11 protein-coding genes are annotated in these 12,556 nt (G+C 57.4%); 6 read left to right on the top strand and 5 right to left on the bottom strand.

The genetic code is table 11. The annotated features are described in order from the left end of the window. The first annotated feature begins 254 nt into the window (after positions 1–254). The 3 genes from H0Z09_RS00540 to H0Z09_RS00530 all read left to right on the top strand — a co-directional run bounded on the left by H0Z09_RS00540 (position 255) and on the right by H0Z09_RS00530 (position 4,237). On the top strand, positions 255–761 hold the full coding sequence (locus H0Z09_RS00540; RefSeq protein WP_076952158.1) for a sigma-70 family RNA polymerase sigma factor: 507 nt from the start codon (positions 255–257) through the stop codon (positions 759–761). Beyond that, on the top strand, positions 761–1,705 hold the full coding sequence (locus H0Z09_RS00535) for a FecR domain-containing protein (protein WP_186685967.1): 945 nt from the start codon (positions 761–763) through the stop codon (positions 1,703–1,705). The genes H0Z09_RS00540 and H0Z09_RS00535 overlap by 1 nt, the downstream gene beginning before the upstream one ends. Positions 1,706–1,798: 93 nt before the next feature. Then, positions 1,799–4,237: a TonB-dependent siderophore receptor gene (locus tag H0Z09_RS00530; protein ID WP_186685952.1), complete on the top strand. Its 2,439-nt coding sequence runs from the start codon at positions 1,799–1,801 to the stop codon at positions 4,235–4,237. 19 nt (positions 4,238–4,256) lie between these two features. On the opposite strand, the gene mnmE is transcribed toward H0Z09_RS00530, so the two are convergent. The 5 genes from mnmE to rpmH all read right to left on the bottom strand — a co-directional run bounded on the left by mnmE (position 4,257) and on the right by rpmH (position 8,185). Further along, complete coding sequence (mnmE, locus tag H0Z09_RS00525) at positions 4,257–5,627, bottom strand: tRNA uridine-5-carboxymethylaminomethyl(34) synthesis GTPase MnmE (RefSeq protein WP_186685949.1); 1,371 nt, start codon at positions 5,625–5,627, stop codon at positions 4,257–4,259. Positions 5,628–5,706: 79 nt separating this feature from the next. After that, positions 5,707–7,389 carry a membrane protein insertase YidC gene (gene yidC, locus H0Z09_RS00520; RefSeq protein WP_186685946.1) on the bottom strand — a complete coding sequence of 561 codons (1,683 nt, stop codon included), beginning with the start codon at positions 7,387–7,389 and terminating at the stop codon, positions 5,707–5,709. Between the two features lie 2 nt (positions 7,390–7,391). Continuing rightward, positions 7,392–7,637, bottom strand: a complete 246-nt coding sequence (gene yidD, locus H0Z09_RS00515; RefSeq protein WP_048402126.1) for a membrane protein insertion efficiency factor YidD — start codon at positions 7,635–7,637, stop codon at positions 7,392–7,394. After that, positions 7,630–8,034 carry a ribonuclease P protein component gene (gene rnpA / locus H0Z09_RS00510; RefSeq protein WP_197678492.1) on the bottom strand — a complete coding sequence of 135 codons (405 nt, stop codon included), beginning with the start codon at positions 8,032–8,034 and terminating at the stop codon, positions 7,630–7,632. The genes yidD and rnpA overlap by 8 nt, the downstream gene beginning before the upstream one ends. 16 nt (positions 8,035–8,050) lie before the next feature. Further along, positions 8,051–8,185 carry a 50S ribosomal protein L34 gene (gene rpmH, locus H0Z09_RS00505; protein ID WP_003213577.1) on the bottom strand — a complete coding sequence of 45 codons (135 nt, stop codon included), beginning with the start codon at positions 8,183–8,185 and terminating at the stop codon, positions 8,051–8,053. A 586-nt stretch (positions 8,186–8,771) separates the two neighbouring features. On the opposite strand from rpmH, the gene dnaA reads away from it, so the two are divergent. Genes dnaA through recF form a run of 3 tightly spaced genes read left to right on the top strand, consistent with a single transcriptional unit; the run spans position 8,772 to position 12,555 of the window. Continuing rightward, complete coding sequence (dnaA, locus tag H0Z09_RS00500) at positions 8,772–10,289, top strand: chromosomal replication initiator protein DnaA (protein WP_186685943.1); 1,518 nt, start codon at positions 8,772–8,774, stop codon at positions 10,287–10,289. Positions 10,290–10,327: 38 nt separating this feature from the next. Then, positions 10,328–11,431: a DNA polymerase III subunit beta gene (gene dnaN / locus H0Z09_RS00495; protein ID WP_065875580.1), complete on the top strand. Its 1,104-nt coding sequence runs from the start codon at positions 10,328–10,330 to the stop codon at positions 11,429–11,431. Between the two features lie 20 nt (positions 11,432–11,451). Continuing rightward, the gene (recF, locus tag H0Z09_RS00490; protein WP_186685939.1) at positions 11,452–12,555 is read left to right on the top strand and encodes a DNA replication/repair protein RecF; all 1,104 of its coding nucleotides are present in this window, start codon (positions 11,452–11,454) and stop codon (positions 12,553–12,555) included. Position 12,556 lies beyond the last annotated feature (1 nt).

Here is a 12,556-nt window from a genome sequence, read left to right as displayed (position 1 = left end):
CTGTGGATTAAACAGGTGGTTATCCACAGGCGGGTTTTTACTCGGGTTTCAGGCCCTGTTATCAACTGGGCACAGGGGCGGTTATTCACAGGGCTTACTCCACAGAAATCACCGAAACTGAGCAAATTTCTCCCATCGCACGGCCGACCGAGGCCAAAAACTCTGCGGTGTCTGCGGCAAAAAGAGATCTATTGTGAGAAAAGGCCGGCGCAGTTAATAATAGCCATTATCATTAACCCGCATTGTCAGCCCTTATGTCCCCTCCTTCACACACAGCTGCGGTCCAGTACATCTACGAGCAACATCATTCCTGGTTGCATGGGTGGCTCAAAGGAAAGCTGCATAACGCCTGCGATGCGGCCGATGTGGCGCACGATACGTTCGTGCGAATTCTGGGTGGGCGGCATGCAGCGCAGATCATCGAGCCAAGGGATTACCTGGCGACAATCGCCAGAGGCTTGGTGATTGATCGTTACCGCCGACATGCCATTGAGCGGGCATATACGCAGACCTTGGCCGAACGTCCTGAAGCCACCGCCATCAGTGAAGAAGACAAAGCCATCATTATCGAGACGCTGGTGGCTGTGGATAAAGCCCTGTGCGGGCTTGGTGAGCGAGCCCGGCGCATCTTCATGCTGTCGCAGCTCGAAGGGCTGACTTATCAACAGATCGCCGATCAACTGCAGGTTTCACTGACCACGGTGAAGAAGCACATGATTCGTGCATTGACTGAGTGCGCACTGATCATGGCCAGCCTGTAATGGCTATTCCTGACCGCAAGACCTTCGAAGCCGCCGCCAGTTGGTATGTGCAGTTTCAATCCCAGGCACCCTCAGCGGCCGAACGTCAGGCCTGGCAGCAATGGCTCAATGGTGATCCCTTGCACCAGGCGGCATGGAACCAGATGGAGCAGTTGCAGCGTAATCTCGGTGCGCTGCCGCCGGATTTGTCCCGCCGCGCGTTATCGACCACGCAGCAACGGCGGCAGGTACTGAAGTGGATGCTGGTGCTGGGCGGTACCGGGTATCTGGGTTGGAATGCTCAACAACATACGTCACTGGGCAATATCTGGGCCGACTACAAGACGTCGGTAGGCGAACGTCGGCGTATCGAATTGGCCGACGGGACGCAGGTTGACCTCAATACCAACACAGCGATTGACGTGGTATTCGACGGGCGCCAACGCTTGATACGTCTACGTGAAGGTGAAGTACTTATCCACACCGGCAAGTCAGGTGGTCAACTGCCCTTTTATGTCGAGACAGCACAAGGTCGAGTCCAGGCATTGGGCACCCGGTTTACCGTGCGCCAACTAGAGGGTGCCACTCGGGTTGGCGTTCTGGAGGACCGGGTGAGTGTGGCGCCGGGTGACCGACCCGACCACGGCCGGCTGCTCGGTGCCGGTGAGAGCACCGATTTTAATCGCCAAGTTGTAGGACCGAACCAGGCATATCGCACATCCCAGGCCGCTTGGATCGATGGCCAGATGATCGTACTGGACGCTCGGCTCGGGGATGTGATCAGTGAGCTTGCGCGCTATCGCCCAGGCGTACTGCAATGCGACTCTGCTTCGGCAGGCCTGCGTGTTTCCGGGACATTACGCCTGGACTCTTCCGATGCCGTGCTCGCCAACCTGCAGGCCACCTTGCCGATTCAGGTGAGGTACTTCACTCGCTATTGGGTTTCGGTGAAGCGAATCGGCTGATTCGTAAAAAATATCCACAAAGGGGGTTATCTTTTTTTTGCCTGGCACGGCCCTTCAGGTAATTACGACGCAACCTTCAGGGCTAACCCACCTATGCGCCTTCCCACCCCGTTTCGCCAACGACTTTCCTGCCACGTCATCACCTGCAGCCTGCTGCTCGGCACCGCTGCCATGACCAGCATCGTCCTCACAAACGATGCCATGGCGGCGAGCGCCGTGCAGCACTACGCCATCGCCGCAGGGCCGTTGGATAGTGCGTTGAGCCAATTCGCCGCCAAGGCAAACGTGATTCTTTCCTTCTCTCCCCAACAAACCGTGAGTTTGAGCACGCCAGGGCTGGAAGGTGATTATTCGGTGGACCAGGGTTTTGCATTGCTGCTGCAAAATTCCGGGTTGCAGGCTGTGGTCCAGGCGCCCGGCAGCTATGTGTTGCAGGCCGTCCCTGCAGGCGAGCTCACTCTCGCGCCTACCACGGTAAGCACTTATCAACAGGGCGGTTTCAATCAGGAGATTGCCGGGGACGTCGGCTACAAGGCGCAGAACAGCCGGGTTGGGACCAAGACCAGCACGCCTTTGTCGGAAACACCCCGCTCGGTCTCGGTGGTCACCGGCCAGCGCATCAAGGACCAGAAGTCTCAGACGCTGACTGAAGTATTGGGTTATGTGCCAGGTATCTTCGCGCCCCCTTTTGCCGCCGGCGACGGTCTTGCGGGAGATTTGTTCTTCATTCGCGGTTTCAATGCCACGGATTATGGCTACGGCCTGCTGCGTGATGGCCTACGTGTACAAGGCAATCGGTATGACACCACCAGCGAGCCCTATGGTCTGGAACGGGTCGAGATCTTCCGTGGGCCCTCCTCCCTGCTTTATGGAGAGAACGCACCGGGCGGGTTGGTCAACCTGGTGAGCAAGCACCCTACCGCTACGCCGCAGGGTGAGGTTCAACTCGGCTATGGTTCGAACAACCGGCGCCAGGTGGGTGTGGATATCTCGGGTCCACTTAACAATAGCGGCAACATCCTGGGGCGGGTGGTGATGCTCGGTCGCAAGTCGGACACGCAAACCGACCATGTTCCGGACGATCGTCTGTACATCGCACCTTCCCTGACCCTGAATTTCGATGACTACAACACCCTCACCCTGTTGGCCAACTACCAGAAGGACCACACCAACCTGGAGCTGGGTTTGCCGGCGGCGGGTACCTTGCTTGCAAATCCGAACGGCAAGCTGTCCAAGCACACCATGTTGGGTAACCCGGATTGGAACACCTTCGAACGGGAATCCTGGAGCACCGGTTACGAATTCAGCCACAGCTTTAATGACGATTGGCAGTTCCGCCAGAACTCGCGCTACATGCAGTCGCGCATCAACCGCCATGAAACCTGGCCTGGAGCCCTGAATAATCGTGGCTTCGGTACTCAATTGAATATGACCGCCTACGACCGCTATAACAAATCGATGGTCTACTCTCTGGATAACCAGCTGGAAGGAAAATTCCAGGTCGGCGGGCTGGAAAATACCCTGCTGTTCGGCGCCAGTTATGACCGGACCTCGTTCAGCCAGGATTGGAACGCAGGCTCTGGCGGCACCATCAATGTGTATAACCCTGTTTACCTGCGTGACCCGCTGACTCCAGTCGCCGTGCAAAACACACTGCTCGAGCAGCAGATGAAAGGCGTCTATGCACAGATCCAGAGTAAGTATGACCACTGGCTGTTTTTGCTCGGCGGTCGTCAGGACTGGGTCGACAGTGATTTTCGCGACAAGGTGAACAAGGCTGGCAACACCGGCTCCGAAGACCGAAAGTTCACCTATCAGGGCGGGGTGATGTACCAGTTCGACAATGGCCTCACACCATATGTCAGCTATTCCACGGCGTTTGTCCCGGTGCAGCAGATCTCCAACGCTGGTGCACCGTTGAAGCCAATCACCAGCAGCCAGTACGAAGTGGGCGTGAAGTACGAGCCGATCGGCTGGGACACGGCGATGACCGTGTCGGTGTATGACCTGCGCAAGGAAGACGACACCTATCTTGATGCCACCACCAATAGCTATCGCCAAGTGGGGGAAAGCCGCGCCAAGGGGGTGGAAGTCGAAGTGAACAGCAACATCACGCCAAACCTGAACCTGACGGCGGCCTACACCTACACCGACGCAAGGATCACCAAGGACTCGGCTACATCGCTGGTCGAGGGCCATCAGATGACGGGCGTACCGCGTAACCAGGCTTCGGCGTGGGGCAAGTACCGTTTTCTCGACGGCCAACTCAAAGGTTTGTCCGTGGGCGGCGGCGTGCGTTACTTCGACAGTACTTTTTCTTACACCGCGCCTACGCTCTACGGAAAGTTGGACGCAGGAAGCGTCACTTTGGTGGATGCGGCCGTCGGCTATCAGATCGACAAACATTGGTCGGTCGACCTGAATGCCAAGAACCTGTTCGACAAGGAATATGTATCGGGTTGCAACGACGCAGGTCGATGCTATTGGGGAGACAGCCGTACCCTGCTCGGTACGGTGTCCTATAACTGGTGAAGCATTGTGGATAACTCGGCTATTTGCCGATGCAAAAGCTGGAGAAGATGCGCCCCAACAAATCATCGGAGCTGAATGCACCGGTGATCTCGCCCAACAGCTGCTGCGCCTGACGTAAATCCTCAGCCAGCAGCTCCCCTGCCCCCGCCAGAGTCAATTGGGCCCGACCGTGCTCCAACGCTGCGCTTGCATGGCGTAACGCCTCCAGGTGCCTGCGGCGTGCACTGAAGCTGCTTTCCGAGGTCTGCTCGTAGCCCATGCAGGCCTTGAGGTGCTCGCGCAGCAATTCCAGGCCATTTCCCGCCGACTTGGCGCTCAAGCTAAGGGTGACGTGACCATCCGCACTGGTTTGCATGGCAATGGCTTCGCCTGTCAGGTCGGCCTTATTGCGGATCAAGGTGACTTTGGCCGGGTCCGGCCGTTGTTCCAGGAATTCCGGCCACAGGGCAAAAGGATCCACAGCTTCAGGCGCGGTGGCGTCCACCACAAGCAGTACACGATCCGCCTCGCCAATGGCTTTGAGCGCACGCTCCACACCAATTTTCTCTACCTGGTCCTCTGTGTTGCGCAAACCGGCGGTATCGACCACGTGCAGGGGCATGCCATCTATGTGGATATGTTCGCGCAAGATATCCCGGGTGGTGCCGGCGATCTCGGTGACGATGGCGGCTTCACGCCCGGCCAGCGCATTGAGCAAGCTGGATTTGCCTGCATTGGGCCGTCCTGCAATCACTACCGTCATACCGTCACGCAGCAAGGCACCTTGGCCGGCTTCCCGAAGCACTGTGGATAACTCGTCGCGCACTTTATCCAGCATCGTCAAAACATGGCCGTCGGCCAGGAAGTCGATTTCTTCCTCGGGGAAATCTATCGCCGCCTCGACGTAAATGCGCAGGCTGATCAATTGCTCGGTCAAGTTATGCACACGCAGTGAGAACGCCCCTTGCAGCGAACGCAGTGCATTGCGTGCTGCCTGTGCGGAACTGGCTTCAATCAAGTCAGCAATGGCCTCGGCCTGGGCCAGGTCGAGCTTGTCATTCAGAAACGCGCGCTCGCTGAATTCCCCTGGCCGCGCCAGGCGGCAGCCCAACTGCAGACAGCGCTGTAGCAGCATATCCAACACAACGGGGCCGCCATGCCCCTGCAGTTCCAGTACATCCTCCCCCGTAAACGAGTTCGGCCCCGGAAAATAGATAGCCAGGCCTTCGTCCAGCACACTTTGGTCAGCATCCAGGAACTGCCCGTAATGGGCGTAGCGCGGCTTCAACTCACGGCCACTGATGGCCTTGGCTGCCACGCCGGCGAGCGGCCCGGAAATTCGAACGATACCGACACCACCGCGACCTTGAGCGGTAGCGACAGCAGCGATGGTTTCACGAGGAGCGCTCATCAGCAGGGTCCAGAATAAAAGTGACGGAAAGCAAAACGCCCCACTAGGGGGCGTCTTGAGTGGTTACCCACAGAGTAAATTACGCCGCGGCTTTTGCGGTAGCCGCTTCGATTTTACGTGTGATGTACCACTGTTGAGAGATCGACAACACGTTGTTGACCACCCAGTACAGCACCAGGCCCGCTGGGAACCACAGGAAGAAGAAGGTGAAGATGATTGGCATCATTTTCATCACCTTGGCCTGCATCGGGTCCGGCGGAGTCGGGTTCAGACGCTGCTGGATGAACATGGTCGCGCCCATGATGATCGGCAGGATAAAGAACGGGTCCTTGATCGACAGGTCGGTTATCCACAGCATGAACGGTGCCTGGCGCATTTCCACGCTTTCCAGGAGTACCCAGTACAGCGACAGGAACACCGGCATCTGTACAAGAATCGGCAAGCAACCACCCAGCGGGTTGATCTTCTCTTTCTTGTACAGCTCCATCATGGCCTGGGACATTTTCTGCCGGTCATCGCCATGCTGTTCTTTCAACGCCGCCAGTTTCGGAGCCACGGCACGCATGCGCGCCATCGACTTGTAGCTGGCCGCCGACAGTGGGAAGAAGATCCCCTTGATCAGCATGGTCAGGAAGATGATCGAGAAGCCCCAGTTACCGACGATGCTGTGGATATGTTGCAGCAGCCAGAAGATCGGCTGGGCAATGAACCACAGGAAGCCGTAATCCACAGTCAGTTCAAGACCTGGGGACAACTCTTTCAACACGGCTTGGCTTTTCGGGCCGGCGTACAGGGTAGCGCTGGTTTCTGCCTTGGCACCGGGTGCGACGGTCAACGCCGGGCCAGTAAAGCCAATGATGTAGTTACCTTGGCTGTCCTTGCGGGTTTGAACCAGGTTGGCTTCACCCTTGTTCGGGATCCAGGCGGTCACGAAATAGTGTTGCAGCCAGGCTACCCAACCACCTTGAACGGTTTCTTTCAGCGAGCCCTTGTCGATATCTTTCATCGACACTTTTTTGTACGGCTCGTTACTTGTCCACAGGGCTGCGCCCAGGTAAGTCGCGGTGCCGGTGGCGGTGCTGGAAGAAGGATCGGAGCTGGCGTCACGCTTGAGCTGGGCAAACAGGTTGCCGCTCCAAAGTTTGTCGCTTTCGTTGTCGATCAGGTAAGTGACCTTCAAGTCGTACAAACCACGGGTGAAGCTGAAACGCTTGATGTAGTTGACGCCATCGAGACTGAATTTCAGGTCGACGTTCAGCTGGTTCTGGCCATCAGCCAGCTGATAACTCTTCTGTTCGGTCGAATAAACCGGACGACCGGCAGCACGTGCATCCGGACCATTGGTACCGGTCAGGCCGCTCTGCGCCAGATAAGTACGTTCACCACCGTTGTCGAACAGCTGGAACGGAACATCCGGATGGTCTTGGCGACGTGGATACAGCGGCAGTTTCAACTGCGCGATATCACCACCTTGAGGGTCGATAGCCAGGTCGAGCACATCCGTTTTGACGTGGATGAGGTCTTTGTTGGTGACCACTGGCGTTTCTAACGGGGCGCGTGTCTCGCCATTCGCGCTGGGAACATCGGCACTCGCGGACGCATTGTTACCCAGCGGGGCGTCCGGAATAGCCGGCGCAGCCTGATTGGTAGCAACATTCTGAGTCGGCAGGGCAGCCTGGCCGTAGTCCTGGTTCCACTGAAGCACCAGAACATAGGCCACGATTGCCAGGGCGACGATCAGGATCGTGCGTTTAATATCCATGATTACTCGGCCATCGAAGAAGAACGGGAGGTAGGGATAGGTGGAACCGGGTCATAACCACCGGGATTCCACGGATGACAGCGACCTAAACGACGAAAGGTCAGCCAGCCACCGCGCAGAACGCCATGATTTTCTATGGCCTCCAACGCGTAGCAGGAACAACTGGGGTAGAAACGACAGTGGCTGGCCATCAGGGGACTGATGGCATAGCGATAAAACTGGATCGGAACGAGTGCCAGTTTACGCATCAGTGCTGTCTACCCCTACAGTTTCGGTGCTGGCCGCTGGAGCTGGTTTGTTGGTACGCGCCAGACGTTTCCAGAGCTTGCCGAAATGCTGAATCAATTCGGGGTTTTCTACATCACCCAAGCCTTTGCGCGCGACGATAACAATATCCCAACCAACCAGAGTGTCCTGGTGGAGGCGAAACGATTCGCGCATCAGACGCTTGAGGCGATTGCGCTCAACGGAGAGCTTTACGCTCTTCTTGCCGATCACCAACCCGAGACGGGGGTGATCAAGATCGTTGTTACGCGCAAGGAGCAGGAGATTTTTCCCCGGAACCTTGCCGGTGGGGGAGTCAAAGACTGCCTTGAAATGCCGGGGGGTTAGCAGACGCTTTTCCCGACTGAAGTCCTGACTCACCACCAGTACCGGATTATCAAACTGCCAGACGCGCACGACCTTTGGCGCGGCGACGCGACAGGACAGCACGGCCGTTCTTGGTAGCCATGCGAGCACGGAAGCCGTGAGTACGGGCGCGTTTGATGGTGCTTGGTTGGAAAGTACGTTTCATGGCGTTGTTACCTGGTTCGTCCACAACGGGCCGGAATGGCCCCCGTTTTAAGAGACCGGCGATTCTAGAGAAAGCAAGCCTCTAGGTCAATTTCCAACCAGCTTTTCCTTCAATTACTTCTCCACGAGCCATTTGACCTTTTTTGTGCGCCAGGCTTTTCTCAGGCTTGAGCATAGATATAAAAATAAAGAAGGAAGTTATTTAAAGCTTTTCTGTAAAGCTTATAAAAGCTAGGCAGGCGATCATCTGTGGATAACCGGTTTGAGCCCTTGTTTTACGTGCTGTACAGAGAATGACAACACGGGGGAGAAGCGGTGCTCTGCCTGTGCTGCGCTGTCGGATAAGCTGTGTGTGGAATGGCATGTTATCCACAGGCAGGTTATCAACAGACTTTCGCCCCCACTTGTGCAACGACCTCAAGGGCGCTTATCCACAGAGCTTATGCACAGACCATTGGTCGCCTTTATTACCGTCAAGACGTTGATTTTGGCTGCCCTGTGATCAAGCTACATGTGGATAAGTGGACGGCGCGCCGCTACAATGGCGGCTGTTTTTGCCTCACCGGCTTTCAACTTAGGGGATATCCGTGTCAGTGGAACTTTGGCAGCAGTGCGTGGAGCTTTTGCGCGATGAGCTGCCTGCCCAGCAATTCAACACCTGGATCCGTCCACTACAGGTCGAAGCCGAAGGCGACGAGTTGCGTGTCTATGCACCCAATCGTTTTGTTCTCGACTGGGTCAACGAGAAGTACCTGAGCCGCGTTCTCGAATTGCTCGATGAGCACGGCAACGGTCTCGCGCCCGTGCTTTCCTTATTGATAGGCAGCAAACGTAGCTCCGCGCCTCGCGCTGCGCCTAACGCGCCGTTGGCCGCCGCGGCCTCGCAGGCCCAGGCCGCCGCGGCACCGGTGGCGACTGCAACCGCCGCCGCGCCCGCGCCTTCGAAACCCTCGGCGCAAAAAAACGCGCCGCAACATGAAGAGCCGTCTCGCGACAGCTTCGATCCCATGGCAGGCGCCGCCTCCCAGCAAGCGCCGGTTCGCGCTGAACAGCGCACTGTGCAGGTCGAAGGCGCTCTCAAGCACACCAGCTACCTGAACCGCACGTTTACGTTCGAGAACTTCGTCGAAGGTAAATCCAACCAGTTGGCTCGCGCAGCCGCCTGGCAGGTCGCTGATAACCCCAAGCACGGTTACAACCCGCTCTTCCTTTATGGTGGCGTTGGCTTGGGTAAGACCCACTTGATGCACGCGGTGGGCAACCATCTATTAAAGAAAAATCCGAATGCCAAGGTGGTGTACCTGCACTCGGAGCGTTTCGTGGCTGACATGGTCAAGGCCCTGCAGCTCAATGCCATCAACGAGTTCAAGCGGTTCTACCGCTCGGTTGACGCATTGCTCATCGATGACATCCAGTTCTTCGCCCGCAAGGAACGTTCGCAGGAAGAGTTTTTCCACACCTTCAACGCCCTGCTCGAAGGCGGCCAACAGGTCATCTTGACCAGTGACCGCTACCCGAAGGAAATCGAAGGCCTGGAAGAACGCCTGAAGTCACGCTTTGGCTGGGGCCTGACCGTTGCTGTAGAGCCGCCGGAGCTGGAAACACGCGTTGCGATCCTGATGAAAAAGGCCGACCAGGCCAAAGTCGACCTGCCCCACGATGCTGCTTTCTTCATCGCTCAACGCATTCGCTCCAACGTGCGTGAGCTGGAAGGTGCACTCAAGCGGGTCATTGCGCACTCGCACTTCATGGGCCGCGACATCACCATCGAGTTGATTCGCGAGTCCCTGAAAGACTTGCTGGCGCTGCAGGACAAACTCGTGAGCGTGGACAACATCCAGCGCACCGTGGCCGAGTACTACAAGATCAAGATTTCCGACCTGCTGTCCAAGCGCCGTTCGCGCTCGGTGGCACGTCCCCGTCAGGTGGCCATGGCGCTCTCCAAGGAGTTGACCAACCACAGCCTGCCGGAAATCGGCGATGTGTTCGGCGGTCGCGATCACACCACGGTTTTGCACGCCTGCCGCAAGATCAATGAACTTAAGGAATCCGACGCGGATATTCGCGAGGACTACAAGAACCTGCTGCGTACACTGACAACGTGATGACACCAGCGCAGCTTATTAAGGCAAGGGACTAGACCATGCATTTCACCATTCAACGCGAAGCCCTGTTGAAACCCCTGCAACTGGTCGCAGGCGTCGTCGAGCGCCGACAGACCTTGCCGGTGCTTTCCAACGTATTGCTGGTGGTCGAGGGCCAGCAATTGTCCCTGACCGGTACCGACCTGGAAGTCGAGCTGGTTGGCCGCGTGCAGCTGGAAGAGCCCGCCGAACCTGGCGAGATCACCGTGCCGGCACGCAAGCTGATGGACATCTGCAAAAGCCTGCCCAACGACGCGCTCATCGACATCAAGGTCGATGAAGCGAAGCTGGTGGTCAAGGCAGGCCGCAGCCGTTTCACCCTGTCCACGTTGCCGGCCAATGATTTCCCTACGGTGGAAGAAGGCCCGGGTTCGCTGACGTGCAGCCTGGAACAGAGCAAGCTGCGTCGTTTGATCGAACGCACCAGTTTCGCCATGGCGCAGCAGGACGTGCGTTACTACCTCAACGGCATGCTACTTGAAGTCTCTGAAGGCATTATCCGCGCCGTGGCCACCGACGGTCACCGTCTGGCGATGTGCTCGATGCGCGCCGATATCGGCCAGCCGGACCGTCACCAGGTGATCGTGCCGCGCAAGGGTATCCTTGAGCTGGCTCGCCTGCTCACTGAGCCCGAAGGCAACGTCAGCATCGTGCTGGGTCAGCATCACATTCGCGCGACCACCGGCGAGTTCACCTTCACCTCCAAGCTGGTCGACGGCAAGTTCCCGGATTACGAGCGTGTACTGCCCAAGGGCGGTGACAAGCTGGTGATCGGCGATCGTCAGGCGTTGCGTGAAGCGTTCAGCCGTACTGCGATCCTGTCCAACGAAAAGTACCGTGGTATCCGTCTGCAACTGGCCAACGGGCAGCTGAAAATCCAGGCCAACAACCCGGAGCAGGAAGAGGCGGAAGAAGAAGTGGGCGTTGACTACAACGGCGGCTCTCTGGAAATCGGCTTCAACGTGAGCTACTTGCTGGATGTGCTGGGTGTGATGACCACCGAACAGGTTCGCCTGATTCTGTCGGACTCCAACAGTAGCGCCCTGGTACAGGAATCCGACAACGACGACTCGGCTTACGTTGTTATGCCGATGCGCCTATAATCATGCTCAGCAGAAGCTAGATGTCCCTTAGTCGCGTCTCGGTCACCGCGGTGCGCAATCTGCACCCGGTGACCTTCTCTCCCTCCCCTCGCATCAATATCCTCTACGGCGCCAACGGCAGCGGCAAAACCAGCGTGCTGGAAGCCATCCACCTGCTGGGGCTTGCCCGTTCCTTTCGCAGTGCTCGCTTGTTACCAGTTATCCAGTACGAGCAATTGGCGTGTACGGTGTTCGGCCAAGTTGAACTAGCGGAGGGTGGGCACAGTAGCCTCGGGATCTCGCGCGATCGCGGTGGAGAGTTCCAAATTCGCATTGACGGGCAAAATGCTCGCAGTGCGGCGCAGTTGGCGGAAATTTTGCCATTGCAGTTGATCAACCCCGACAGCTTTCGTCTGTTGGAAGGTGCGCCAAAAATCCGCAGGCAATTCCTCGATTGGGGCGTGTTCCACGTGGAACCACGGTTCATGGCCACTTGGCAGCGCCTGCAGAAGGCCCTGCGGCAGCGGAACTCATGGCTGCGGCATGGTACACTTGACGCCGCTTCGCAAGCGGCCTGGGACCGTGAACTGTGCCTGGCCAGCGATGAAATAGATGAGTACCGCCGCGCCTATATCAAAGCCTTGAAACCAGTCTTTGAGCAGACCTTGAGTGAGTTGTTGGATCTCGAGGGGCTGACGCTGAGTTATTACCGTGGCTGGGACAAAGAACGTGAGCTTAGTGCAGTGCTCGCAACGTCCTTGCAGCGGGATCAGCAAATTGGCCACACCCAGGCCGGTCCCCAACGGGCTGATTTGCGCCTTAGGTTAGGCGCTCATAATGCTGCGGATATCTTGTCCCGTGGCCAGCAGAAGTTGGTGGTATGTGCACTGCGGATCGCCCAGGGTCACTTGGTTAGCCAGGCCCGCCGTGGACAGTGTATTTATCTGGTGGATGACTTGCCGTCCGAACTCGACGAGCAACATCGCCGCGCGCTATGCCGCTTGTTGGAAGAATTACGCTGCCAGGTGTTCATCACTTGTGTAGACCACGAATTATTGAGGGAAGGCTGGCAGACGGAAACGCCAGTCGCTTTGTTCCACGTGGAACAGGGCCGTATCACCCAGACCCACGACCATCGGGAGTGAA

Origin of the sequence: Pseudomonas sp. SWRI18, assembly GCF_014268345.1 — a bacterium.
Taxonomy (GTDB): Bacteria; Pseudomonadota; Gammaproteobacteria; order Pseudomonadales; family Pseudomonadaceae; genus Aquipseudomonas; species Aquipseudomonas cedrina.
Note: the sequence above shows the minus strand (reverse complement) of the source record. Positions and strands in the feature narration are given on the sequence as shown.